Below are 25,981 nucleotides of genomic sequence, written 5' to 3'. Positions count from 1 at the left end.
ATAAAACGGCTACGGATAACAAGAGGAACGACCCATGACAGCTTGGCAGCCGCGAGCGTTGCTCGCCCTGTGGGCCATCGGCCTGTGCAGTGGCGCGTCGGCCAACGTGACGTTCAGCGGCACGTTGAATGAGCCGCCGCCCTGCACCATCGATACGGGCAACACCATTGAAGTCGACTTTGGCGATGTCGGGGTAAAGCGCGTCGACGGCGTGAGGTATCGCAGGGGCGTCGGCTACGCGATCAACTGCGGCACCGACACGCTGCCGTGGGCGCTGAAACTGAGCGTCAACGGCACCCCCACGGCGTTTGATGGTGCAGCGGTGCAGACCAGCGTGCCTGCGCTGGGCATTCGGGTTTTTCAGAATGACCTGCCATTTTCACTCAATACGCCGCTGGATATCACCCTGTCGTCACCGCCGACATTGGAGGTGGTGCCGGTGCAACAGCCCGGCGCAACGCTGCCTCCCGCCAGTTTCACGGCGGTGGCCACGTTGTTGGCCGAATACCAGTAGGAGCTGAATCGATGCGATATCAACGGGTTCACAAGCACGGCCTGGCACTCCTGCTCATCTGCGGCCTGATACCCACGGGGCACGCAGCGGACAATCTGCGTTTCAAAGGCAACCTGGTCGAAGAGGCGTGCACCCTGCGCCCCGGCGACGAGGCAATTACGCTGGAACTCTGGGACCTGACCAGCAAACACCTCTATATCAACACGCGCTCGGTGGGTAAGCGTTTCAAGCTGCACCTGGAAGACTGCGACACCACGATCGGCAACTCGGTGACCATCACCTTCGGCGGTAGGGAAAACACAGAACTTCCCGGTCTGCTCGCGCTGGACGGTGGCAGCGGCGCCTCTGGCATTGGCGTCGGCATCGAGACCTTAAGCGATAAACCCTTGCCCCTGAATGCCGTCAGCGACAAGCAGCTGTTGAGCGACGGCAGCAATGCCATCGAGCTCAAGGCCTATGTGCAGGGCGAGCCGACAGCCATCGCGGATCAGACCATCGGGCACGGTGCATACACGGTGACCTCAACGTTCACGTTGGACTATCCATAGCGCTGGGCCTGGGTAGGGCAGAGGAATGAGAGCTCAAGATGAAACGATTATTTGGCACCACCGTGCTTCTGGTATCGACCGGTGTGAGTACCGCTGTGACAGCCGCCGATTGCCGTGTGAATGGTGGCAGGTGGGTGAATGTGGGTGCAGGCGGTACGCTGAACTTGCAGGTGCCCGTCATGGTGCAACCGGGTTCGGATAACTCGCGTATCTACCTCGAAGGAGCTCGGTTGGAATGCCGATTCACCCTGGGCCAGTCTTTCCCCACGTTCATGGACTTTTGGCGGACCGCCACACAGGCCGGGCCTCCGTGGACGCCCGGCGCCAAATTCACTCAGCTGGGCACCGGCTTGCGCATCAACGGTGCTTACCTCAATACCCCGGTGCCGTATGACATCCAGTTGGCGGTCATGCCCAACAACGGTGTGGGCGTCCCCATCGACGTCACGCCCTACATCCTGATACGCAACAACCCGACGAACCCTGTCGACGTGCGGATAGGGGATAACCTGGGCGTGCTGCGCCTGCGCCAGACAAACAACTACAACGGCACCAGCACGGTGCTTGCGCTCACGTACCTTGCGGCGAATAACTTTTCCGTGTCCCCCTCAACCTGCACGATCAACAACAACGCGCCCATCGAGATCGATTTCGGCAACGTGCATCAGCGGGCCATCGGCACGGACCCGCTGACGTCCTCCATCGTCAGCAACCGCAGGCTCACCTATTCATGCCCCGATGGCGGGATCAATACACCCATCACCATCACCTACAAAGGCAGCCCGTCTTCGTTCGACCCACGGCTGCTGCTGATGACCAATCCAGACGTGGGCACGGCGCTGATTCGCGCGGGCTCAGCGGTGCCTGTGAACGGTTCGTTCCGCACCCAGATCACCAATAGCGTAGGCGGGGACGATGTGACGTTTTCGCTCGTTCGGCGCACTGGGTCCCTGCCGGCCGCAGGGGCCCTGAGCGGGAGCGGTGTACTTGTCATGGGCGTGCCCTGATGCGTGCAGCTCCACATGCCGGCGCGAGCTTCTTCGCGAATACGGTGTGTCAGTTGATAACCACCTGACTGACCCACCGCATTCGCGAGCAAGCCCGCACTTACAGGGGCGTGCTCTCATTTCAGATGTTTGATGGAGTTCAAGATGCAACGACTATTTGGAGCCTTGGTGCTTCTCGTTCTGACGGGTGTAACCACGACCGCGCATGCTGTCGATTGCCGTGTCAACGGCGGCCCCTGGCAAAATGGCAACCCGAACCTGCAGGTCCCCGTTACCGTCACCCTGAGTGCCGACCGCAGCAGGATCATGCTGGAAGGCGCACGGCTGGAATGTCGATTCACCTATAGCGGCGGCCCCGCCTGGCACGCGGACTATTGGACAACTGGGAGTTCGGTAGGCACCGCCTGGACGCCGGGTCCAAAATTCGTAGGCGAAGGAACCGGGTTACGCATCAATGGCGCTTTCCTCAACACGCCGGTGCCGTCGGGTATCGGCATTGTCACCATCCCCAACAACGGGAGTGTTCATCTGATCAATGTCACCCCCTATATTCTGCTACGTAACTATCCCTCCAACCCGTTCGATGTGCGAATTGGCGACGACCTTGGTCTGTTGCGTCTCACCAGTTCGAACAACTACGACGGCACGCGGCCGCAGCTCACCGTCAGGTATACCGCTGCCAACAATTTCACCGTTTCCCCGTCTACCTGCACGATCAATAACAACTACCCCATCGAGATCAACTTCGGCAACGTGCACCAGCGGGCCATCGGCACCGACCCGCTGACATCCGCCATCGTCAGCAACCGCAGGCTGACCTATTCGTGCCCGGATGGCGGGATCAATACACCCATCACCATTACTTACAAGGGCACCCGCTCTTCGTTCGATTCACGCCTGCTGATGATGACCAATGGGGATGTGGGCACAGCGCTTGTTCGCGGCGGCGCAGCGGTGGCTGTGAACGCTTCGTTCCTGACCCGCATCACTAACAGCACGGGCGCCGACGACGTGACGTTTTCCCTGGTACGTCGAGCGGGTTCATTGCCGGCCGCCGGCCCCATCAGCGGCAGCGGGGTACTGGTGATGGGCGTGCCATGAACACAGCGTGATACCCAAAGCGCACCGCCTGCCCCTAGAATGCCGGTTCCAATTCCTCTGGCATCTGGGGCACTCATGCACATTTCTTCCGGCCGCTGGGTCTACGGTTTCTTCCTGACCCTGTTGACCGCGCTGCTCTGGGGCATTCTGCCGATCAAGCTCAAACAGGTCTTGCAGGTGATGGACCCGATCACCGTCACCTGGTTTCGCCTGATAGTGGCCGGCAGTTGCTTGTTTGTTTACCTCGCGGCGACCAGGCGTTTGCCCAGTCGCAAGGTGCTCGGCCCCAAGGGCGGCTGGCTGGTGGCGATGGCGGTGTGTGGGCTGGTCGGCAACTACGTGTTGTATCTGGTCGGCCTGAAATTGCTCAGCCCCGGCACCGCGCAATTGGTGGTGCAGATGGGGCCGATTTTTTTGATGGTTGCCAGTGTGTTTGTGTTCAAGGAGCGTTTCAGCCTGGGGCAGGGCGCGGGGCTGGTGATATTGATCGTTGGCTTCGGGCTGTTCTTCAACCAGCGCCTGCTGGAACTGCTCACCTCGATGGGCAGCTACACCGCCGGGGTACTGACCGTCCTGCTGGCGACCAGCATCTGGGTGTTTTACGCCCTGGGCCAGAAACAGTTGTTGACCGTGTGGAATTCGCTGCAGGTGATGATGGTGATCTACCTGTCGTGCGCCGTGTTGCTGACACCCTGGGCGCACCCGCTGGAGGCGCTGCAACTGAGCCCGCTGCAGGGTTGGCTGCTGCTGGCGTGCTGCATGAACACCCTGGTGGCGTACGGCGCGTTTGCCGAGGCGCTGGCCCACTGGGAGGCCTCACGGGTGAGTGCGACCCTGGCGCTGACGCCGCTGGTGACCTTTGTGGCGGTGGCGTTGGCGGCGTGGCTGTGGCCGGAGTTTGTGCAGGCCGAAGCGATCAATGCCTTGGGGTATTTTGGCGCGCTGGTGGTGGTGATCGGCTCGGCGATGGTGGCATTGGCGCCGTCATTGATGGCCGGGCTCAGGGCCCGGCGATTGCGCATGGCTTCATGATTTTGCTCCAAGTGTGGGAGGGGGCTTGCCCTAATGCCAGTCAGTTAAGGACGAACACTGTACCTGTGGCGAGGGAGCTTGCTCCCGCTGGGCCGCGAAGCGGCCCCAAAAATGGGACTGCTGCGCAGTCCAGCGGGAGCAAGCTCCCTCGCCACAGGTTACTTTTTACCCTTTCTACTTCTTAACTGACTGGCATTAAGGCGAGCCCCCGATAGCCATAGGTATCTACACAACTTTGTAGCAGCCAACAGTAACCACGATGCGAAGCGAGTCGCTCTTGATCTTGCTCTTGATCTTAAGCGCCCCGTTAAACCACGCTGGCCGTAATCCGATAGTGATTTGGGGGGTAAACCGGCAGGGATGCCAGTTTAGCCGCCCCGCGCCATGGATGGCGCGTGGCGGCGGCCCCCCAAATCACTATCGGATTCCGGGCACACCGAGCCTGGGCGAGGTGCCGAGTGGTGGGGCAAGAGCGTTTTGCTTACTTTTGCGCTTTTCAAAAGTGAGACGCCGTAAGGGCGGAACCCTAAGCCGCCGTTACCGCAGCAAAGGATATGTACTCGCTCTGATCCAACATAATGGCCGGCTGTCAGGCCGCCATCGGGGGCAAGTCGAATCGTCGCACCGCCCCTCCCACATTTTGGTTGCGGGGCGTCAGTTAGAGAGGCTTCGGCTGCCGAACCGCCATGGGAGCAAGCCCCTCCCACATTTGCCTTTGGCGCTTAGTGCCCGGCTTCCAGCATATTCTCCGGGCGTACCCACTGGTCGAACTGCTCATCGGTCAGATAGCCCAGCGCCAGCGCCGCTTCGCGCAGTGTCAGCCCTTCGGCATAGGCCTTCTTGGCGATCTGCGCGGATTTGTCATAGCCGATATGCGGGTTCAGCGCGGTCACCAGCATCAGCCCGCGTTCCAGGTGTTCGGCCATCTTTTCGGCGTCCGGTTCGAGGCCGGCGATGCAGTGTTCCTGGAAGTTGTTGCAGCCATCGGCCAGCAGGCGGATCGATTCCAGCAGGTTGTGGATGATCACCGGTTTGTACACGTTCAACTGCAGGTGCCCTTGGCTTGCGGCGATGCCAATGGTCACGTCGTTTCCCAGCACCTGGCAGGCCAGCATCGACAGCGCTTCGCACTGGGTGGGGTTGACCTTGCCGGGCATGATTGAGCTGCCCGGTTCGTTGGCTGGCAATTTGACTTCGGCCAGCCCGGCGCGAGGGCCGGAGCCCAGCAGGCGCAGGTCGTTGGCCAATTTCATCAGCGCCACGGCGAGGGTTTTCAGCGCGCCGTGCAAGGTCACCAGCGGCTCATGGCCGGAGAGGGCGGCGAATTTGTTCGGTGCTGTGACGAACGGCAAGCCCGACAACGCCGCCAGCTCGGCGGCAATCGCTTCGCCAAAGCCGTGGGGTGAATTGAGCCCGGTGCCGACGGCGGTGCCGCCCTGGGCCAGCTCGCACACGGCGGGCAGGGCGCTGCGGATGGCGCGTTCGGCGTAGTCCAACTGCGCGATAAACGCCGAGACTTCCTGGCCGAAAGTGATCGGCGTTGCGTCCATCATGTGGGTGCGACCGGTCTTGACCAGCTTCATATGCCGCGCCGCCAGTTCCGCCAGGCCGCCGGACAACACCGTGATGGCCGGCAGCAATTGCTCGTGAACCGCCTTGACGGTGGCGATGCTCATGGCCGTTGGGAAGCAGTCATTGGAGCTCTGCGAGCGGTTCACATGGTCGTTGGGGTGCACCGGGCTTTTGCCGCCGCGGTTGTTGCCGGCCAGTTCATTGGCGCGACCGGCGATCACTTCGTTGGCGTTCATGTTGCTCTGGGTGCCGCTGCCGGTCTGCCACACCACCAGTGGGAACTGGTCGTCGTGCTGGCCGTCCAGCACTTCGTCGGCGGCCTGTTCGATCAGGCGGGCGATGTCGGCGGGCAAGTCGCCGTTACGGTCGTTGACCCGTGCAGCCGCCTTCTTGATCAGGGCCAGGGCATGCAGCACCGCGAGCGGCATGCGCTGTTCGCCGATGGCGAAGTTCACCAGCGAACGTTGGGTCTGGGCGCCCCAGTAAGCGTCATCCGGGACGTGGACGTCTCCCAGGCTGTCAGTTTCGATACGGCTCATCGGGCACACTCCTTCAGGTTCGTTTGCGCAGTTTAGGCTGTGATCGGCCCAGGGGGTTCCAAAAAACACGCTTCATCGGATTTGCCCCCCGCAAAACCAGGCCCGACAAGGCCTGGGGTTGAGCCGCGAGGTTTTTTAGGCGCAGAATGGTCGCCCTTGGGGTTTTACCTCGCCTGCTAGAAAGGAAACTCGATGACTCGTCTTCGTGCCATCTGTACCGCGGTTGCTCTGGTTTGCGCCAGCGGCCAGGTTTTTGCCGATACCGCCAGCCACAACGCCAGTGCCGAAGCCTTCCTTACCCTGGCCCACGCTGACAAGCTGGGTACCCCGGTATACATGCAAGTGCAACAAATGTTCGCCCAGCGTTTCGAACAGACCAAGGCGCCTGCCGCCAAGCAGTCGGTCCTCGACAGCTACCAGGCCAAGGCCAATGCCGCCCTGGACCAGGCTATCGGCTGGCCGAAGCTGAAGCCGGACATGGTCAAGCTCTACACCACCAACTTCAGCGAATCCGAGCTCAAGGACCTGGTTGCTTTCTACCAGTCGCCACTGGGCAAGAAAGTCCTGGAAAAAATGCCGCAACTGACCCAGCAGTCGGCCCAGATGACCCAGGCCAAGCTGGAAAGCGCCGTGCCGGTGGTGAACAAGCTGTTGGAAGACATGACCAACGAGCTGACGCCAAAAGCCGCCGCACCGGCCAAGAAGAAGTAAGCAGGAATGACCATGCAACAGCGTATCGAAACGGCACTCGCCGCCCTGAGCCCGCAACACTTGAGTGTGCTGGATGAGAGCCACATGCACAGCCGTGGGTTGCAGACCCACTTCAAGGCCGTGCTGGTCAGCCAGCAATTCGAGGGGCTCAACCGCGTCAAGCGCCACCAGAAGGTCTACGCCAGCCTGGGTGACCTGATGACCGAGTTTCATGCGCTGGCGCTGCATACCTATACGCCTGAAGAATGGGCGAACATCGACGCAGCGCCGGCTTCGCCGACCTGCGCCGGCGGGCATTGAGCGCAGCCTCGACCCGCGCGAGCGGGTCGGGGCGATGCCAGTACCCGGATACACAAAACATCCTCCAGCACCACCTTGCTCCACCCCCGCATCCCTAGGCTTTCAGGACTACTTATTCAGCAATAAGGTCTTGAGGTCATGCCTGATTCCATCCATCGAAACACGCCGTCCCTGGCCGCAGTCGACCCGCGTGGGTTAATTGTTCGTAACATCAACTACCACCGCGCAAGTGCAGAGGTTGAACCGCAGGTGCGCGTTCATCGCCAGGTGTTTGGCAGTACGGGCTTGATGATTGAACAATGGGACCCGCGTTTGTTGCAGTTGGCCCGCTCACAGCCGGACACTGCGCCCAATCAACGCACGGTCTATAGCCTTGGCGGACAAGCGTTGCGCACCGACAGCGTGGATGCCGGCTGGCGGCTGACGCTGCTGGGGGAGGCCGGGCATTTACTGGAAGAATGGGATGGGCGCGGCGCGCACCAGGCTCATCGCTACGATCAGTATCTGCGTCCGGTCGCCGTGTTCGAGCAGGCGGCCATTGATGAGCAAGCGCGGTGTGTCGAGCGTCTTGCCTATGCTTTATCTTCGGCTGAAGAGGCCGCACGCAACCGCTGTGGCCGGGTGATTCGCCACGATGACGGCGGCGGCTCATTGTTCCACGAGGCGTATGGGCTGCACGCGCAGGTTGCGCAGCAAACCCGACGCTTCCGGCTGGCGGGTGCCGCGCTGGATTGGCCGCAGCCCGCTGCACAACGCGAGCGGCGCCTGGAGGCCGAGACGTTCCAGACATCCGTGGGGTTTAACGCCCTGGGTGAGCGGTTGCATCACACGGACGCCAAGGGCAATCGCTTCGACTACGCCTACGGCATTGACGGCCAACCGGCGAGTATCGCTGTGACGCCCAGAGGCGGCATGCGTACGCAGGTGCTGGGCAATCGCCGCTACAACGCCGCCGGCCAGGTGCTCGGCGAGCGCGCCGGCAATGGCGTCGTGCGGGCCATGCACTACCGTGAGTTCGATGGTCGCTTGCGGCAAATGACTGCCCATCTGCCCGCACAACCGGGTGCGGCGCTGCAAGACCTGCGCTACGCCTATGACGGCGTTGGCAACGTCGTACGGATCGACGACCTTGCCCAGCCGACGCAATGGTCCAGCAACACCCAAGTCGGTTCGGCCAGCCTTTATGAGTACGACACGTTGTCGCAACTGACCAAGGCCACCGGCCGCGAGACCGCCGGTAACCCGGGAGGCCCGGCGTTACCGGCCAGGTTAGCGTTTGGCTCGACTGACGACAGCGTATGGCGTCGCTACACCCAGCGGTTCAGCTATGACGCCGCCGGCAACGTGCTCACGTTGCAACATGTGCCCAGCAGCGGCACGGGCTTCACGCGGCAGATGAGCGTGGCCGCAGGCAGCAATCATTTTCTGCCCCAGGCCGATGGCACCACCGCGCCGGGGTTGGGCCAGGGCTTTGACCGCAACGGCAACCTGCAAGCGCTGGCAGGCGACCACCCGATGGGCTGGGATGTGCGCAATCAACTGGTGCGCCTCACGCAGGTACGACGCGCGGGCGGCAACGACGATGAAGAACGCTACGCCTACGATGCCACCGGCCAGCGCATCCTCAAACGCCGGGTCGCCCAGGCCCGGGGCGTGATGCACACCGCCGAGGTGCGCTACTTGCCGGGACTGGAAATTCGCCATGACAGCGCAACGGGGGAGCAACTGAATGTCCTCAACCTCGATGCCGGAACCACCACCGTCCGTGTCCTGCTTTGGGATCGCCACCCTTCGGGAGGGCGCCAGGACGCGCAGATCCGTTACGGCTTGTCGGACCACTTGGGCAGCAGCAGCCTGGAACTGGGCGAGCAGGCGCAACTGCTCAGCCAGGAAAGTTATTACCCCTATGGTGGGACCGCGTGGTGGGCGGCGAAAAACGCCAGCGAGGCGAGTTACCGGTTCATCCGTTATTCAGGCAAGGAGCGCGATGCCAGCGGGCTGTCTTACTACGGCTACAGGTACTACGCGCCGTGGTTATGCCGCTGGATCAGCCCGGACCCGACCGGCGATGCCGATGGCTTGAACCTGTACGCGATGGTTGGCGGTAACCCGGTCACCAGGGACGATGCGCAAGGGCTGGCCGCGACCCCGGCTTTGGAGGCGCCCCGGGACAAACAAATACGCCGGCTTTCCATCAGCCGCAGGCTGGCGAATATAGGGTGGATTATGCGCTCGAGGATACAAGCGGCCTCGTCGGCCGCGATTCGCGATGGTTTATCCACCTATATCGCCAATGCCGTCGCGACGGGTGTCGAGCTGGCGGTATTCAGCACTCTCCAGCCCACGCCGGAACGCAATCAGGCCTTGCGCTATAGCGTCGTCGCGCTGGATGCCCTGGCCACGTTCCATATGAGCACCGGTATCGCCGGTAACTGGACCCGCATGGCGCCACAGATCGGTGCTATATCGGCAAGCCTTGTGGGCGCTGCATATGCCGTCCAGGTTGACACGCTGAGCGTTCAAACCGAGGAACAGTGGGACCCCATAGCGGTGCAACGGTTGAGCGGGCATGTTCGCTCGCTCTCCAGGGAACTGGTGCAGCAGATCATGCGTGGTCACGGCAGCGGGTCATCCTGGGGCAGCACGCCCCTGCGGGCCAGGCTCGGCCGCACCGCCGGCGCGACGGCAGCGTACGCGGTCGCCACCGTCGCCAACGCGGTGTACGGCGGCGAAGTGCCTGCGCTGATGCAACCCAATGTGTCCCCCGCAGTTGAAGCCTACGATGGGGCGATGGGAGCGATGATTCGTAGCGGTCACTCCACGGCCGCCCACGATGCCCATGGCCTGACCGTGCAGACGCCGGACCCTGCGGCGCTGATGCACGGCGGGCTCAGCAGAATGTTCAATCAGGTGTGGACGTACTGGGCCGCGACCGGGATTGAGGCGTTGGCCGTTGCGCTCACGGGCCTGCCCCAGGCTGCGCAAAGCGGGAGCACTCGCACGATAGTGAGGGTGGCCCGCGGCCTGATTGCAGCACTGACCGAATGGCGCGGCTTTTTCGTAGTGTATGCCAGGCGCGGGTACACAACCCTTGCCTCGAACTGGAGCGCAGCCCGGCGATCCTGACAAGCACAAGGATGGGCCGTCGCGGCGGCCCATGTTTGCGTGTTACCAAAAGTTGTTTACATATCGACAGCCCTTAGGGGTTGTCAGTCAGTACCTGGGCGGGGTGCAGCTCGTCGTAGGTGTCGTTTTCGTCCTCATTGACGGTGTACCAGGCCCAATAGGTGGTGCGCCGCATGAATCCTCCTGCGGTGAGTGTCTGTGTCGGGCGCCCGAGAGGGTCATACAATTGCCGGTCGCTGTGGCCCAGCTCGCGCATGGAGTGATCGTTGACGTAGGCGTGGCTGTTGGCGAAGTAGGCGCGATAGAGGCGTATGACCAAGCCCTTGTTGTTGTATTCGACACGCTCGCTGACGCGCCAGCGGGGGTCGGCGTGCACTTGGCGCAGCTGCTGCTTCAAGATGCCGGATGCATCCGCCAGCTTGTCGACCAACAGGTCGCCCTTCTCGTCGACTGCATGGGCCGGGCCTGGTTCGGTCTTCTGCTTGGTCTGCAATGAACGGCCGAAGCCATCCCAGCAGGTCAAGGTCATGCGCACCTGTCGTTCGGCATCGCCGGGGTAGCGGTCGGCTTGCAGCACGAGCCCATGTACCGGCGTCCGGCTGGCCGCATCGATCAGCGCCTTGAGTTGTACTTCGCTGTCGCTGAGCGTTTGACGACCGTCACTCAGGCGCAATCGCGCGCTCATGCGGATATGCCCGCCGGGGAGCAGGTAGCCTTTGGTAATCCACTCGGGCTTGACCTGGGCCGGGTCGATGCTGCCCATCCAACTGAACGGGGCGTAGCAGTGCGCGCTGGCCATGTCTTGCAACACGCTTTGCGCCTGTTCGATGGCAGACCCAGGCGTTACATGCTCGAGCGGACGGTAGCTGTCCAGCGCGGCGAAGCCCACCCTGAGGCTTTGTTCATGGCCGTGAAAGCTGCTGGCAAGCAACTGTCCAAAACCGTCATAAAGCGCCTCTTGAACCGTGCCGTTTGGGTCGACGATTTTTGTCGGCAGCAGCAATCGATAGTCGTATTCGGCTACGGTCACGCAATCGTCGGGGGCTTTCACCCGCAGGGTTTGCAGCGTGTAGGCGTCGTATTGAAGGGTCGTTTCGCCGTGGGCCTTGGTGGCCTGCAGGGCCCTCAACCGACAAAACCGGCTGGGCTTGTCATAACGGGGAAAGTGGCGGCAAATCGACCACAGGCGGTTTTGCGCGGGCGGCGCCTCGCCGTCGAACAGAAAAAACATCGCCATGGTGCGATAGCCACTCTCGGTGAGCGTTTGCACCAGGTCCACCGTGGGTTGGTTGGGCATGGCCGGGATGTCGTTGTAAACCTTCAAGGCCTGGTCATCCAGCTCGGCGGTTTCCAGGTAATCGGTCAGTGCCTGGGCTGTGGCGACGCCGAGGTCCAGGGTTTTACCCAAGCCACCGGCCTGCCGGTAGCGCTGCACCGACAAGCCGCTCAGTGTGCGCAAAGCCCCTGCGGCCAATGGCCCGTCGCGAGTGTCGATGAACCGTTCATAGGTGACGCGCGCGGGGGCCAGCCCGCCAGGCGCCGGCGCTTTGCCGAGCACCAGGGCGTTGTCTCGTTGGCGGTAGGGCAAGGCCAGGCGCCACTGCTGTGCGCCGTCCAGGTGAATCGGCTGTGCCAGCGTTTCGCTCAGGTAATAGAACTGTTGCGCGCTGTCATGGGTATCGCGCCACCAGCGCTGTTGGTGCTCATTCACCAGCACGGCGGGTGGCGGGTCGCTGGCGGTGGTACGGCGGGCATAATGCAGGGTCACGCCATGCACCAGGCAACCATAGGCGTCCCAGCGCAGGTTGATCTGGTGCTGGCAGAGGGGATCGTCTGCCATGCCTTCATATTGATAGCTGATCGACTCCAGGGCTAATGGCAGCAACCGGGCGTAGGGCGTATGGGCACTGGCCGGCGCCAGTTCGCGGACCAGATACCGCTGGTGTTTGACCGAGTAGGGCACGGCGTCGTGCGCCGGGTCCGCCGCCATCACCTCGACCCGCAGCACACTGCCACTCAGTGCACGGGCCGCCTCGCGTGCCAGCGCCGGCGCAGGATCGCTGATCAAGTCGTCGTGATGATCCAGCGGCCCTGCCTGGGCCGTCGCTCTGTAGCGGCTTACCAGCGTGCGCCCGAGGGTCTTGGCTTGCGGGTCGTGAGGGCTTTGGTCGAGGGTGGGCATGTCAAGGGAGCGACCGGTATGAAACCAGGTTTTGCTGCGCAAGGCTGCGCTGGAACCTGGCGGGTTGCGTGCGTCCTTGCGGCGTTCGGTGTCGGTTTGCAGCACCAGCCCGAAGCCACGGAACTCGCGATCCAGGCGGTCGTAATACGCCTGTCGATAGCTCACGCGCTGGGTCAGTTGGTTGCCGGTGATCTCGTCCCGTTGGCTTTGTTGGCTGACCAGCAGCAGCGCAAAGGGTAACCGGCTGATCGCAGGCTGGCCCGTGGCATGCAGTTCGCGTTTTTCGTCCAGCCACTCCTGGGCACTGCTGCGATAGTTGATCAATGCCTGGGCGCCCATGTTGTTATCGGTGCGCCTGAGGAGCCAGGGCTTGTGGCTGAAAAAGTCATAGCGCCAGTGGATGGAGCTCTGGTGGGCAGCGGTCAGGATCAGGCTCGGACAGCCCTGGCCGAGCACGTCGATAACGCTGACCTGGCAGTGGTCGTCATACTGCACGCCCTCTGGCCACGGGACGTTGATCGCTTGGGTCTCGAAGCCGTTGCCGCCTTTGTTGAGGAAAATACTCAGGTGAGCGGCGCTCAAATACAGCAGGTCTGCCGCGCCACCGCCATTGAGGTCGACGAGCAGTACATGCGCCGCGTTGAACGTTTGATAACGCAACGGCAGCGTGGCCAATACGAACCCCTGGCCAAAACGGCCGCGACCCAGGTTCGGCCAACATTTCACTTCGTTATGCCGGATACGCACCAGATGCTGTTGGCCGGTGGCGAGCACATCGCTGAACGCCACCAGTTCGTTGGGCGAGGAGGAAATGACCGGCAAGCCATCGTCGGGCCCATGCGGCACCTCGGTGGCGGGTGCGAAGCCGGATGCCCGGCGATGTTCATACAGGCGCACGCTACGCGGGCCGATCATCGCAAAATCATGACGGCCTGCCCCCATCAAGTCAGCGAGCATGCCCTGCGGGTGGAAGAATTCCGACGGGAATGCATCGAACGGCGTATAGGCTGACCAGTTGCGCTGTTCGTCAAGGCTGAAAAAACCGTTCATCCCAGGCCCCGCCACCAGCCAGTCCAAACGCCCGTCGCCGGTCACATCGGCCAGCGCCTGGTGGATGGGCCGGGTGCTGTCGGCCACCGGCAGCCGCGTCAACTCCACGGCCGCGCCGTAGGTCACCTCGTTGCTGGTGCGCGGGTGTTGCGGCCTGAGCGGTTCATGGTAATACCAACATTTGTCTGCGCGGTACAACACACCGGGCATGCCTTCGCCATACAGATCCATCAGTTGATAACGAGCGCCGCCATGCGGCTTGGGCAGTGCAGCGAATGCCTGGTAGCGGCCAGGGTCAACCTTGAGCTGGCTCGACTCATAAAGGCACTCCAGCGGCGGGCGGCTCACGCTATTGCCCGCGCTGTCGAAGGCTTGCTCATGCACCGCGCTCAACAGGCTGACTTGCGAGGAGATGCGGTATTCCAGCAGCAGGCGCTGGACCAGCACCGGGTCGACGCCCATTTGCGTTTCTTTGGGGAAGTGGTGAAACATCAGGATCTGGCTGCAGCGGCGCAGGGTGCGTAACTCGAAGCCGAAGGCAAAATCCGAGCAAGGGTCGGGCCGTGTCGGCCAGTCCTGGATTTTCAGATACGTCGGGCGCTTATCCAGTTCGAGGGCGCGTTCGCCATAATCGAAGAGCAATTGAAAGTGCCAGCCCATGTCCGGTTTATCGTCGGTCTGCCAGAGGTAAAGCTGCTCCTGCTCCCTGGCGGTGAAGTTGCCGTAGCAGACGCTTTGCAGGTAATGCCGGGCGCGGCAGTCCCTGGGGTAGTGCGCGGTGTCGGTTTCTTTCGTGTAGTGATAATAAATGTGCTCGCCGTGGGCGTTCAGGCTTTCCTGCAACAACCACTGCGCCACATGGTGCGGCTGGTCTGGATCGGCAACCCTGGCCAGCGCGGTTTTTCCGTAAAGGTGCTGGCTGCCATCGGCACCCTGTATCAACCAGAAGCCGGCCGTGTCGGTTGCCGATTGCCAGTGTTCGATACGGTCGAAGCGGCCCTCGACCCTGGGGAAGTGGCGGGTGACCGTATACGCGATGGGCAGTGGCAAACCATTGAATGCCGCGTGGCTGCTGCTGATGATCGCGCCCTCGGCGTCGCGTTCCGGTAGCCAGATTTGCGCGTCGGGGCCCACCAGCACATCGTGCATCGTGTAGCCAGGCACGCCATGGGAGGTGCGCCGGCTGACGGCAGGCTGGGGCACCCCCCAGCCCAGGCCGAAGGGGCCGTTACCGGCGCCGCTGTGGTAGGTCAGCGACATGGCCGGCGCGTAGCCACGGCCGGGCGAAATCGGCAAGGCAATTTCAAAGCTTGCCGTACCGCTGGAGCCGATATCGCCCCAGCCCTTGCCGGTGCCCTGGATGGCCGCACCGCCTTTGGGCAGCGCCGGGGTATTGACCTGTAGCATGGAAGTGTCGTCGCTCATGCCTGACCCCCACTGGCAGCGGCTGCCCTGGCGGTGTAGCGCAGGTGAATGACAATATCGTTGATGGATTCCAGGACGGCTTTTTGCCCGCTCGGGTTGGGGAATTGCAGGGTCCAGTCGGAGATGGCCCCCGTGTATTCGAACGGCAAGTAACGCTCGTTGCTGTCGAACGTGAGGGTGAACAGGCCGTTGTCATCCAGCCCGGTGGACAGTGCGATTTGCTGATGGGCACGCCGGTCCGTGCGTTGTTCGCCGGTGGGCAGTTCGATTTGGTTGCGGGTCTGGGTCAGTATCGCCTTGATGTCTTCATAGGGGCCCAGGGTCGCGGGCAACGATACGCTGATGCCCTTGATCCGTCGCAGGATGTGCCCGGGGTAATCCTCTTCGAACAGTGCCGCGGGTAATTTGAAGCACAGCGTGCCTTTAGTGACCAGATGTCGTTTATGAGCAGCCCACTTCTCTTCAGTCGTGGGAGGCGGCCTCTGGGAGGTGTCGGTTGCGGGGGGGAGAGCTCGCACTCGTGCAGGCGGTGGCGCAGGGAAATGGTCTTGACGATCTCCAGATCCCGCACGTTATGGTTCAAATAGGCCGCGTTCATGTTCAACAGCGACAGCTTCAGGGCTTCACCCGCCAGATAGCCTCGGTAGTTGTTGTTCCAGGCGCCCGGCTGGATAAACGTGCGCGCATAGTCCGCTATCTCGTACTGCCAGCACGCCTGGGCGCTGCGGCACAGGGAAAGGCTAAGGTCATAGACTTGGTAATAGAACGTGCTCAACTGAGCGTTGAGCCAGTCATACAGCTGTGCCTTGGAAAAGCGCTTGGCCAACAATTGATAGTTCGACCAGGCTTGGGCCAGGGAGGTCTGGGCCAGGCGCAATTGCAGGCGCGTGGCTTTTTCCTGCTCGGCATAGGCCTGTAATTGGGCATCGACCTGGGCCAGTTCGAGTCGGGCCTGCTCCTGGGCATGGGCCCACTCTTGCGCCCGGCGGTTGAATTGCTCGGAACGATCCAAGTCTGCGGCGGTGCCGCGCAGCGCCGTGGCAACGCCTTGGGCGATGGCTTGGGCGGCATAGAACGGGCCTTCCCAACGCGAGCCGCCGACACTGGTACCGAAGATATTGGGTGCCACCATCGCGACGCCGGCCGCTGCGGCGGCGGCGCAAGCGGCGGTGTCGAACCCGGTGCTGATCAGGTAGAGCAAGCCTGCCTGGGATTCGCCGGCGCTGATGCCTTCGGTGAGCTGGTGTGCGTAGTAGTGCATCCGCGACTCGATCATGCGTCGGCTGGCGTCGAGTGCCTGGCGGTTCCTTGCGTCGATCTGCAACGCCTGGGTTTGCTGGCTCACGACGATATTGGCCAAGTCCCACGCCTGTTGTTGCTGTAACTCCAGATATTCCGCCTGTTCCTTGCGTTCAATCAGGGTCAGTACCGTACTGCCGAATTGAATCACCGCTTCGGCGGTCGTGAGCGCGTGGCCCGACATGACCTGGAAGCGATAATGGCCGACGTGCGCGTCGACGAACGGCGCGGCACCACTTTCGCCGAAAGCCCGTTGGCCTTGGGCGGCCAGCAGTTTGAGAGGCGACAGCGGCGCCCCGTAGAGCGGCAGGTGCAAGGGTTTACCGGTGATGTCCAGATTGTGCCGCAGATTATGCAGACGACTTTCGAGCTTGTCCCAGCGCGCCACCAGTTCGGCGTTGAAAGGCAGGCGCAGATTATCGGTGTCCGTGAGCCAAGGCAGTGCATCGCCTTCGGCCGACAGGTTGACGTCGATGGTCGGGTTGGTTTGCTCAAGTTTGGCCAGGGCCTCAGATCCCTGCGTGGCCAGCGCGCCAAGGGTGATTTGCGCCCACGGTTCAGTGATGCTGACCCTGGGGCGTGAGCCAAGGAAATGCTGGGCTCGGGTGTACCAGAGTTTGGCTTGGGTCAGGCTGTCCGGGGTGAGCTGGCGATAGTCTGCATCGCCGCGATTGAGCAGGATGTCCAGGTAAAACAGGTAGATCGCCTTGCGAAAATGCACGGGTGAGCGTATCGCCAGTTCGTGGGGATCGTGGCTGGTGTAGCCGGGCAGCCGTTCTTCACGGGCCAGTTCGCGCAAACCCCAAAAGGCAGGCCGTTTGCTGGACGCCTCGGCGGCACGCCCAGGGTCGAACAGATAGCCGAGCCAGGCTTGCGCTTCGGCATAGCGTTGCTCCTGATTCAGGCGATGGGCTATCAGCCAGGGCGCGTACAGGAACAGCTCCCAGAAGTACTTGCCGTTAGCACCCGTGAAGTCGATGCCTTCTGCTGTGCCGCCAGGTGTGAGTGGCGGCTCTTTCCAGGTTTCTGGCGTTAACGAGAACAAATAGTCAAGGCTGACATTGGCCGCCTGGACCAGCTTGGCGGCAATACAGGTATTCATGCGCAGGGTGGCGGGCATGCCGGCAGGCAGGCTTGCCGAATTGTTGGAAAAGTCGATGAATTCAGCGGTGCCGAGTTCGCCCGATTCGAGTCTTTTGATCGTCGGCGCCAGTTGCGGGTTGAGCGTGGGGTCAGAAACAGGTGTGGTCAGCGTCAGGGTTGCCGTATTCAACGCATAGCCGAGGATTTTCGCGCCGCCTTCGCCAGGCTCAAGCGTCACCACCCCATGTAGCAGGGTGAAACCGGACTTCATCTGCGCCTGCGTCACCGGAATGCGCGTCGTGACCCGATGCCCGTCAGGCAATTCGGGACTGGACCCGGTGAGGCTTTCGTGAGCGGTGTCCTGGAAACTGATGATGCGATGAGAGTTGGCAGTGATGTTTTCGGTGAATGGGTAGTCTTTGAAGTTCGCACTCATGATGACGTGTTTATAGGCGCGTAAGTTGGGCGTGGTCACGTTTGCCTTTCGGACTATCAGTGTGTTTTCCGAATGCAGCTTGTTTTTATTATCCTCTGGACTGGTATAGACGTGATAACGGTCGAGGTTGATATGGAACTGTTTGTGTGTGTATAAATTTACGAAGGCGTTTTTGTCGACATAGTTACCGTCCAGCAAAAGGTTGTTTTGCGCGTCTGTTCGATGGGTAAACAGTGCGCCGTCAGCATCACTTACAGCGTTAGGGAATTCCTCATGGGTGGTCGAATTTTTTAAATACAGTGCGCAGTACTCAGTTCTCTGCTTTGTGGAGGCACCGCTGATCATAGAGCCCTTGCTCAGTTTAAGTTGAGTGGCTTTGGGGTCATCCAGCGCATCATGGGTCATCAGCTTGATAGTGACATCCTGCTGTTTATCCAAGATGACGGCGTACTGGTGCTGGAAACGGCCACTGAGAGTAGAAGAGAACACAAGTTCCTGAGTGTTTGAATCGAAAGAAACGTCAGTGGTATCGGTGTTTTTTATGTTTGTCTGTTTTTTTTCGAAATTCCAATGGTCGTTTTCTTCGAAAATCATCTGCGACGCGATAGTAATTTCGTAGTCGGCTTTGGGCGCTATTTTAAACTGCAAGTTGCCCTGGTTCTTGTGAGCGAAGAGCGTGAGAAACTGCCGGGCGCTGTCAGGCAGCAATTCGCTGTAATACCCGTTAGTGCTCTGCAGCTCGCCCTTGAGTATGGCCTGTACTTCGGTCTTCTGGGACGGGTCGAAGGGTTCCATCAGCCGGTTTATTTCTTCGGCCAGCGCTGAGCCGGGCAGCACGCTATAGCGTCCGGGGCTGCCGCCATCGGCGACGGTGGTGATAGTGAAGGACTGGTCGATATGGACGGCCTGGAAAAACCTGCCAATGAAATTATCCTGCTGTTTGGGATCTTTACGGCTGGTAGCGAGCACACTTAAAAAAAGCACGGGCGTGCTCTTGCTGTCGACGATTGCCACCGTTTGCGTAATGCCTTTGAGCAGCTCCGAACTGGATGCGTTAACGTCTTCGGTGGCGCAATATTGCTCAATGCACGCCTGAGGCACGCTCCAACTGCCGTCATGCTTCTTATACGAAAAATTGAGCCGGAATTTGACGTAGTGGGTGTTGATCCAATCGGCCAGATCTTCCTTTTCCTCCGAATCCGATCGCGCCGGCTTGAACGAACTGGACGGGGTGGGTTTGATGCACTCGGCCCAGATGAAAAATAGCCGGCTATTGAAGTACACCGGCCGGATACTTTGCTCGGCGGTGGCGTCGGAGACCGACAGGTTGATTTTTTTCCAGTCTGACCAGGCGTCCTGCAAGAGCACCGCGCCGGAGCGCCTGGACAGGTCCAGCGAGCGCCAGTAATAGGTGTTCTCGGAGGTGGATTTACCGACGAAGTAATAGGTGCCGCTGTGCAGGTTGTTCAAGTCGGCGTCTATATAGCCGTTGAGTGTGCGTATGTTGGCGGTTTCCTCGAACCTGGCCAGATACTGCTGAACCGCCGTGGTGACGGTGTCCGCTTGAATTCGGTATTGGCTGAGGTCGTTTTGCAACTGGTGAAAATTGTCGGTCCTGTTCCGTCGTAACGTCGGGTCCAGATAGTTGGCCGGGTGGTAGTGCAATTGCTGACTGGCACTCCACAGCGGGTAGGTGTGCAACTGTTCGCGCCAGATCTTGTTTTGTTGCGCGGTCATGCCCTGATGGGCATAGCCCGGCTCCAGGCCCAGTTCAATACGGCTGATGTATTGCTGCAAGCTGGAAATGGCACAGGCTACCGGGCTGGTCGGCACGGCTTGGCTGACTTGTACGTCGAGTAGCCAATACGCATAAAGGTCATCGGCATTGCCGATGGTTGCCTTAAGCGCATCAGGCACTTTATGGGTGAGGTAGTAAGCGAGCATCGCGTCGCGCAGGCTTTCATTAAGCTGTTGGTCAAGCGAGTGAGACATGATCAGTCCTTGAGCAGGTCGGTAGGAAAAGGCGTGTTGACGGGAGAGGTATGGGCACTCGTGAGCGCCTCACCGACGGCCTTCCATTGAGCGAACGTCGAGTTGGTTTCAAGTTGGCTGGCTGCAATCAGCAGGTTGGCCGACAGGCCGGTTGCAGTGCTGGCTTGGCGGCAGCGCAGCAGCCAGTCCAGGCGATCCATGGAGGTAATGCGTGGAGGGTTCAGTTGGCTGCTGAAGACGGTTATTTCGCTGGCACTCCAGCCAAAAAGTCGGGCGAGATGCTCGCTGGTTTCTTCAGTGTTGTGTTGTGCCGCGCGATTGGGCTGCGCGTTGGCCTGTCCGAAGTAATCGAGAATTTGCCCTTCCGTCAGGCCAAAACGCTCAATGCAATGGTTGAACTGCTGAATGAGGTAAAGGGTGTGCGGGGTCAGTTCAAGGACCGAAGACGCTTGATAGCCACTGTCCAGCCAGTGTGGGTTTATCAGAAACTGATCAAGCGCCTGGCGGCTGAGCGGCAATTGCAGAACATCGACGGCGTGGGGGAGCAGCAATATCAGATAGCCGAGGGTTTGCAGGGGTGGGGCAGCGGGCGCGTGCAAGCGCAGGAAATGGTTGTCATATTTTTGATGACCGTTGGCATCGCCTGGCAGCTGGGGTACGGCGCGGATGATCTCTTTGAGGCGTAGATACAGCGCCCAGAACTCATTACGCACCGTCTCCATCAGGGTACGAAGCTTGGGTTTGGCTCTCTCGATATAGTAGGTTGTGCGATTAGCGTCCGTGCTGATGGCAATGGCGGACAGCGCTTGCTCGACCGCCACCTCAATGCTCGTGTTTGAGCGCATCCGTTGCAGTACTTGCTGGGCCAGGGCTTCCCAGTCCACGGCGGGCAAGCGAACTGCTTCATCAGCGGGTTGCTGGGGAAGTTCAAGCAGGTTCAGCTGTTTGGAGAGAGAAGCCTGATCATAGGCCGCGAACTCTTTCAACAGCAGGTTGATGGCCGGGTCCTGGACCTGCTGATCGAGCAATAGCTGGTGCCTCAACAGTGACAGGCTGTTGCCATTCTCCTTGAGCCAACGGCTGGCCCATTCCAGGTGCATGAGCATATCGAGAAAGTCAGCCGCGCCCTTCGGCTTGCGTCTCAGCGTTGGGTGACGCAGTTGCGTAAGAAAGGGCGTCGTGCCAGGCAACTGCAGCAGTTGCTGGCATTCCATGACCGACAAGCCGAACAGCCGAGCGATTCGCGCTTGCCGATAGAGTGCGCTGACGGTCTCGACCGTGCGGGTTTCGGGCTCATCGGCGATCAGCAGTTGCAGCGAGTCCTGGGTGTCTTGCAGGCCCAGCGCGGCGCAGAGTTGTTGCCGGGTGGTTGCGTCGAATGCCTGCTCGTCCAGACACAGCGCAGGCAGGGCTGAACCCGCGCGGTTGAACACCTGATCGAACAACGACACGCGCTCACCCGAACCGTGAACGGGCAACTGATGGAGCCAGGCGGCAAACTCTTCGGCTTGCAGGCTGTAGCGCTTGCTCAGATAGCAAAAGACCCCCAGCGCCCGAAGGGTGTTATGGGTGATCAGCAGCGCGCGGTTGCTGGCGCCTTCGCAGCGCATCGCGCTGACCAGCAACGTGTCCAGGTGCGCGAAAGGCAGGCCGAGCCAGCGCTGCAGGCGAATCATCCGTTGCAGCCTGTCGAAGCGTTCAAGGCTCACGTTGACCAGCTTGGCGGGGGCGTCTTTGTTGAGGCTGATCGCGAGTGCGGGGGCAGATGCAAGCGCGCCGTTGATGTAACAGGCACCGTAAGTGAGGCCGGTGGGCTGTTTGCAGTTTGGCGATTGGCGCGGTGCTTGTGTCTGTTGTGCCAGCAGCGCTTGAAGTTGTTCGGCATCCAGTTGCGTATGCTGCAGGAAATCAGTGACGTCTTCCGGCCCCTTTTCAGCCGTCCAGTTGAAGTACGTGCGATAGAAGGTTGGCGCGCCCTGCGCCGTTACCCAGTCTCTTTTCAGCAGGGCCTGTTGTTCTGGGCTCAGCCCGGATAACAGGCATTGCACCTCATTGTTGCGGGTAACGACTTGCCCGTAAGTGCTGGTTGCTCCCGCCAGGGGCAACTGGCGACTGATGCGATAGTTCAACTCACCCAACATCGGCTTGTCGCCCGACAAGCCCAGCCGGCATTGCTGGTGGTGGAAATGATACGGCAGCGAAAACGGGTACCAGGTGTTGCTCAGCAGCGAGTAGGCGTCGTCGGCGTCGGCGATATTGCTGAGCAAGGTCTGATTGATGATCGACAACATGGGCACCTGGCCCGTAACGCTGTGTTGGTCGATCAACAGGTCCTTGAGGTCTGCACGCCGGGCCGACAGCTTGAGCACGTCGGCCCCCTTGGCATTCTGTTCCAGTTGCAGGGCGAACAGATAAAGCGCGCGCAGGTAGGCAGCCGGCGAATCGACCGCGGCAATGGACGCGTTGGCGCAGAACTGTTCGCGATTTTCGTTGAACAAGGCCTGGTAGGTGGCATCGGTATCGGCGGCGACATCGCGTTTAGCGCGCAGGGTAGGGCGCTGCGACGAGACCTGCTGTTCGCGAAACAACCTTTCCAGTTGCGCTGCCGCGCTCTTGGCCTTGCGGTATACCGCGTGGGCATCGTCATCGTTGCAGGTGGCCAGTTGCTCTGCGAAGGCCTTTTCGCTGAGGCGCACGATGTCGAATACCGAATGAATGTCGAGGCGCTGCAGCGCGGTGTTGAAATCGTCCCGACCGGGGGCGGGAGGGTGTGCGTGATCAATCAGTTGAGCGAGCAAGGAGCTGCTGTCGGCTTGCATATTCATACGTTCCTTCACGCCCGCCGATGGGTCCGGCGGGCAATCAAAAACGCTATCACGCAGGTTAACGGGGCCAGGCATAGCTATTTACAGGCTGCGTCGGCCCCCGCCGGTTGAGGCATCCATACACCGATACCACCTCTGTGCAGGCATGAACCCTAGGCTTTGCTGACCATTGTGCAATTGAGGTCATGTGATCATGTCTGCTTCACTTCATCGAAACACGCCCTCGCTTGCGGCCTTCGACCCCCGTGGATTGACCGTGCGCAGCGTCGCTTATCTGTGCGCTACCTCCCAGGCTGCGCCGACGGCCCGTGTCAGGCGTCAAGTCTATGGGGCCAGCGGCCTTTTGCTTGAGCAGTGGGACCCGCGCCTTTCTACCCTTAAATCGCGCGAACCGTTGACCGAGGCGAATCAGGCCTCGGTGTACAGCCTGTCTGGTACCTTGATCCGCAGCAACGATGTGGACGCCGGCATGCGGCTGATGCTGGCGGCGCCTTCGGGACAGCTGTTGCATGCCTGGGACGGCCGCGGTGCCTATCAGCGCCACGACTACGACACCTTGCAGCGTCCGGTGGCGGTGTTCGAACAAACTGCCGACGAAGCGCGACTCCGGTGTGTCGAACGCCTGGTGTATGCCGCGCCAACGCCTGAGCACCGCGCACTTAACCGCAGTGGCCGCCTGGTACGCCATGCCGACCCGGCGGGCACGCAGGTGTTCGACGCCTATGGAATGACCGGGCAGGTGCTGCGCCAAACCCGGCGGTTTCGCGAGGCCCCGGGCACTGTTGACTGGCCGCTTGCCCCGGCCGATCAGGACCAGCAACTGCAACCTGAGCTTTACACCACACGCTGGGCGTTCGACGCCCTGGGCGCCACGGTGGAACAGCTCGACGCCAAGGGCAATGCCCGACAGTTCGCCTATGGGCTGGACGGGCAGGCGAAAAATATTCACCTCACCTTGAAGAGTGGTACGCGCAAGACCGTGATAGAGGGCTACGTCTACACTGCCGCCGGCCAGGTGGAGACGGCCCTGCTGGGCAATGGCGTGAGTAGCCTGGCCACCTATCGGGCCGAGGATGGCCGTATGCGCCGGCTGATGGCGTACCGCAAAAACGAGCGGGCGGCGCCGCTACAGGATTTGAGCTACGACTATGATCCCGTGGGAAATGTTTCAAGCCTGCAGGATCAGGCACAACCGACCAGGTGGAGCCACAACACGCAAGTAGATGCCTCCTGTCGCTATGAGTACAACTCGCTGTACCAACTGACCCAGGCCACAGGCCGGGAAAGTACTGCCGCCGCCATCGGCCCGGCACTGCCCGCGCGTATTTCGTTCGGTTCGACCGACGCCGGTTTGTGGCGCAACTATACCCAGCACTATGCCTATGACGAGGGGGGCAACCTGACCCGGCTGCGCCATGTGCCGTCCAGTGGTGTCGGCTATACCCGCGACATGCAGGTCGCAACTGGCAGTAATCGTGCGTTGTCGAGCGAGCATCCGGTTGACGAGTGGGCGCAGGGTTTTGATGCCAATGGCAATCAGCAACAGCTGGGGCGTGGCCTGCCGATGGCGTGGAACGTGCGTAATCAGTTGACCAGGGTCACGACGATTCTGCGAGAGGAGGGGGACCCGGATGAGGAGGCCTATGTGTACGCAGGCGACGGCCAGCGCGCGCTCAAGCTCACGCACCAGCAGGTCGCCGGCAGTCGGCAGACGGCGCGTGTGTATTACCTGCCAGGCCTGGAAATTCGCCATCGACCGTTGCGCCGGCTGAATGTTGTGCGTCTTGAAGTGGCGCGGTGCACGGTTGAGGTCTTGCAATGGGAGCTGGGGCTCGATGAGGGAGCAGCCGATGCAACCCTGCGCTTTTGCCTGACGGATCAGCAATCGAGTCATGGGCTGGAGTTGGGCGAACAGGCAGAGTTATTGAGCCAGGAGAGTTATTTTCCCTATGGAGGGACGGCGTGGTGGGCATCGCGCAGCGAGGTGGAGGGTCGCTACAAGACGCGCCGATATTCAGGCAAAGAGCGTGACAGCAACGGCTTGTATTACTACGGTTTCCGCTACTACGCCCCTTGGTTACAGCGCTGGATAAACCCCGACCCCCTGGGGGACGGGGCAGAGTTGAATCCCTATCTCATGGCGTTCAACAACCCGATCACATTCGTTGATTCAATGGGGCTGCTGCCGGCCGATGTGGAAAATACCCAAATACAGGGCGGTACTGTAATCCTCCTGCTTTTGGTCTTGCTGGGCCTGGGCGTGGGGGCGTTGCTTGGGAATGTGACGTTGGGGGCTTCCATCGGGGCTCTGGTGGGCGGTGTACTGTTTGGTACCAGTCGCCTGAATGCCTATCTGCAAATGCAACCGCAGGCCGTGGCAAGGGCCGCCGAACAAGTGGAAGAACAATTCGCCAGGGATATTTCGGAGCTGGCGATCAAGTTGGCGCAGCAGGCGCGGTTGAGTCACGAAGAAACGGAGCGGCTGGTGAATTTTGCCTATGCACGCCGCCCTGCCGAGGGAGGCATGTCCCTTTACCTCCATGCATCGGAAGGGGCCATCTATGGCTATGCGGGGCCTGTGGGTGAATCGGGGGGCGTCGAGGGCATACTGATGGACAGTCGTAACCCGATGCCTGAGTTGAAACGCATGGGCTATGGCGCGGTACTGCTGCGAAGACCTGGGCGTGAGTCCGCTGCCGCGAGCGGTCAGCAGGCGGGGGCGAGCACGTTCGAGGTGGGGGCGACGACACAGGTTGCCGGTTCCAGTCGCGCACGCGGTGGTCGGCAAGCGCAGGCCCAACTGCCGATGAGGGTGCCGAGGGTGATAAGAGGCGCTGCTCCACGGATGCAGATCAATACCGAGGTGCTTGGAGATATCAGTTCGTCGAGCCGCGAGGACCGCAGTATCGCCCTTACCCTCAGTCACTTGCAGGAAGGGCGTTTTGGCGCGGTTCATTGGCATCTCCACAGAGATCAACTGTGGTCTGCTGACTTGCACGGTTACGCCGCTTCTCGTGGTCGCAGTGCCTATCGTTTGATGTTCAAACACCTCGGCGGCCAGAAGTACCGAGTGGAGGGCGTACGCAACCCACACCGCTGAAGTCGATCGCCGCCAGGGCGTCGAAGCAATATCAGCGGCTGTGTGTCGATGCGGCGGCGGCGTGGTTTTGCTAGAATGCGCGCCGCGCCGCCTGGCCGGCGCGTTTTTTTATCCGGTTCACCCCTTACGAGGGTAGCCA

General features: G+C 61.0%; 14 protein-coding genes. 9 read left to right on the top strand and 5 right to left on the bottom strand.

All coding sequences use genetic code 11. From position 1 onward, the window contains the following. Positions 1-34 precede the first annotated feature (34 nt). The 5 genes from C4J87_RS17270 to C4J87_RS17250 all read left to right on the top strand — a co-directional run bounded on the left by C4J87_RS17270 (position 35) and on the right by C4J87_RS17250 (position 4,202). Positions 35-514, top strand: coding sequence for a fimbrial protein (locus C4J87_RS17270; RefSeq protein ID WP_124367773.1), 480 nt, complete (start codon positions 35-37; stop codon positions 512-514). A gap of 11 nt (positions 515-525) precedes the next feature. Continuing rightward, complete coding sequence (locus C4J87_RS17265; protein WP_124367772.1) at positions 526-1,062, top strand: fimbrial protein; 537 nt, start codon at positions 526-528, stop codon at positions 1,060-1,062. A 38-nt stretch (positions 1,063-1,100) separates the two neighbouring features. Then, on the top strand, positions 1,101-2,069 hold the full coding sequence (locus C4J87_RS17260; protein WP_124367771.1) for a fimbrial protein: 969 nt from the start codon (positions 1,101-1,103) through the stop codon (positions 2,067-2,069). A 144-nt stretch (positions 2,070-2,213) separates the two neighbouring features. Further along, complete coding sequence (locus tag C4J87_RS17255) at positions 2,214-3,170, top strand: fimbrial protein (RefSeq protein ID WP_124367770.1); 957 nt, start codon at positions 2,214-2,216, stop codon at positions 3,168-3,170. Between the two features lie 75 nt (positions 3,171-3,245). Continuing rightward, on the top strand, positions 3,246-4,202 hold the full coding sequence (locus C4J87_RS17250) for a DMT family transporter (RefSeq protein ID WP_124367769.1): 957 nt from the start codon (positions 3,246-3,248) through the stop codon (positions 4,200-4,202). A gap of 722 nt (positions 4,203-4,924) precedes the next feature. On the opposite strand, the gene C4J87_RS17240 is transcribed toward C4J87_RS17250, so the two are convergent. Beyond that, positions 4,925-6,313 (bottom strand): class II fumarate hydratase, encoded by a 1,389-nt coding sequence (locus C4J87_RS17240; protein WP_124367767.1) that lies wholly within the window; start codon positions 6,311-6,313, stop codon positions 4,925-4,927. A gap of 192 nt (positions 6,314-6,505) precedes the next feature. Here C4J87_RS17240 and C4J87_RS17235 point away from each other — a divergent pair, with 192 nt between their 5' ends. The 3 genes from C4J87_RS17235 (at position 6,506) to C4J87_RS17225 (ending at position 10,450) form a co-directional block, all read left to right on the top strand. Then, positions 6,506-7,024, top strand: a complete 519-nt coding sequence (locus C4J87_RS17235; RefSeq protein WP_003236690.1) for a DUF2059 domain-containing protein — start codon at positions 6,506-6,508, stop codon at positions 7,022-7,024. A gap of 6 nt (positions 7,025-7,030) precedes the next feature. Next, entirely contained in the window at positions 7,031-7,324 is a 294-nt protein-coding gene (locus tag C4J87_RS17230; protein WP_124367766.1) for a BolA family transcriptional regulator, read from the top strand. Positions 7,325-7,462: 138 nt separating this feature from the next. Continuing rightward, entirely contained in the window at positions 7,463-10,450 is a 2,988-nt protein-coding gene (locus C4J87_RS17225) for an RHS repeat-associated core domain-containing protein (protein WP_124367765.1), read from the top strand. A 73-nt stretch (positions 10,451-10,523) separates the two neighbouring features. On the opposite strand, the gene C4J87_RS17220 is transcribed toward C4J87_RS17225, so the two are convergent. Genes C4J87_RS17220 through C4J87_RS17210 form a run of 4 tightly spaced genes read right to left on the bottom strand, consistent with a single transcriptional unit; the run spans position 10,524 to position 22,742 of the window. After that, positions 10,524-15,107, bottom strand: a complete 4,584-nt coding sequence (locus C4J87_RS17220; protein WP_124367764.1) for a SpvB/TcaC N-terminal domain-containing protein — start codon at positions 15,105-15,107, stop codon at positions 10,524-10,526. Beyond that, a complete protein-coding gene (locus tag C4J87_RS26465) occupies positions 15,104-15,499 on the bottom strand; it encodes a hypothetical protein (RefSeq protein ID WP_256680100.1) in 396 nt (131 codons plus the stop codon). The genes C4J87_RS17220 and C4J87_RS26465 overlap by 4 nt, the downstream gene beginning before the upstream one ends. Next, positions 15,394-19,917: a neuraminidase-like domain-containing protein gene (locus C4J87_RS17215; RefSeq protein WP_256679897.1), complete on the bottom strand. Its 4,524-nt coding sequence runs from the start codon at positions 19,915-19,917 to the stop codon at positions 15,394-15,396. Before C4J87_RS17215 ends, C4J87_RS26465 begins: the two co-directional genes overlap by 106 nt. A gap of 2 nt (positions 19,918-19,919) precedes the next feature. Beyond that, entirely contained in the window at positions 19,920-22,742 is a 2,823-nt protein-coding gene (locus C4J87_RS17210; protein WP_124367763.1) for a Tc toxin subunit A, read from the bottom strand. A 193-nt stretch (positions 22,743-22,935) separates the two neighbouring features. On the opposite strand from C4J87_RS17210, the gene C4J87_RS17205 reads away from it, so the two are divergent. Beyond that, complete coding sequence (locus C4J87_RS17205; protein ID WP_124367762.1) at positions 22,936-25,842, top strand: RHS repeat-associated core domain-containing protein; 2,907 nt, start codon at positions 22,936-22,938, stop codon at positions 25,840-25,842. The last annotated feature ends 139 nt before the right edge of the window (positions 25,843-25,981 follow it).

Origin of the sequence: Pseudomonas sp. R1-43-08 (assembly GCF_003852255.1) — a bacterium.
Classification (GTDB): domain Bacteria; phylum Pseudomonadota; class Gammaproteobacteria; order Pseudomonadales; family Pseudomonadaceae; genus Aquipseudomonas.
This window is presented reverse-complemented; position numbering and strand designations above follow the sequence as displayed.

What these genes read in the sequence shown, in the direction of transcription:
- C4J87_RS17270 (WP_124367773.1), top strand. Translation starts at nt 35, where the DNA reads ATGACAGCTTGGCAGCCGCGAGCGTTGCTCGCCCTGTGGGCCATCGGC.
- C4J87_RS17265 (WP_124367772.1), top strand. Translation starts at nt 526, where the DNA reads ATGCGATATCAACGGGTTCACAAGCACGGCCTGGCACTCCTGCTCATC.
- C4J87_RS17260 (WP_124367771.1), top strand. Translation starts at nt 1,101, where the DNA reads ATGAAACGATTATTTGGCACCACCGTGCTTCTGGTATCGACCGGTGTG.
- C4J87_RS17255 (WP_124367770.1), top strand. Translation starts at nt 2,214, where the DNA reads ATGCAACGACTATTTGGAGCCTTGGTGCTTCTCGTTCTGACGGGTGTA.
- C4J87_RS17250 (WP_124367769.1), top strand. Translation starts at nt 3,246, where the DNA reads ATGCACATTTCTTCCGGCCGCTGGGTCTACGGTTTCTTCCTGACCCTG.
- C4J87_RS17240 (WP_124367767.1), bottom strand. Translation starts at nt 6,313, where the DNA reads ATGAGCCGTATCGAAACTGACAGCCTGGGAGACGTCCACGTCCCGGAT.
- C4J87_RS17235 (WP_003236690.1), top strand. Translation starts at nt 6,506, where the DNA reads ATGACTCGTCTTCGTGCCATCTGTACCGCGGTTGCTCTGGTTTGCGCC.
- C4J87_RS17230 (WP_124367766.1), top strand. Translation starts at nt 7,031, where the DNA reads ATGACCATGCAACAGCGTATCGAAACGGCACTCGCCGCCCTGAGCCCG.
- C4J87_RS17225 (WP_124367765.1), top strand. Translation starts at nt 7,463, where the DNA reads ATGCCTGATTCCATCCATCGAAACACGCCGTCCCTGGCCGCAGTCGAC.
- C4J87_RS17220 (WP_124367764.1), bottom strand. Translation starts at nt 15,107, where the DNA reads ATGAGCGACGACACTTCCATGCTACAGGTCAATACCCCGGCGCTGCCC.
- C4J87_RS17215 (WP_256679897.1), bottom strand. Translation starts at nt 19,917, where the DNA reads ATGTCTCACTCGCTTGACCAACAGCTTAATGAAAGCCTGCGCGACGCG.
- C4J87_RS17210 (WP_124367763.1), bottom strand. Translation starts at nt 22,742, where the DNA reads ATGAATATGCAAGCCGACAGCAGCTCCTTGCTCGCTCAACTGATTGAT.
- C4J87_RS17205 (WP_124367762.1), top strand. Translation starts at nt 22,936, where the DNA reads ATGTCTGCTTCACTTCATCGAAACACGCCCTCGCTTGCGGCCTTCGAC.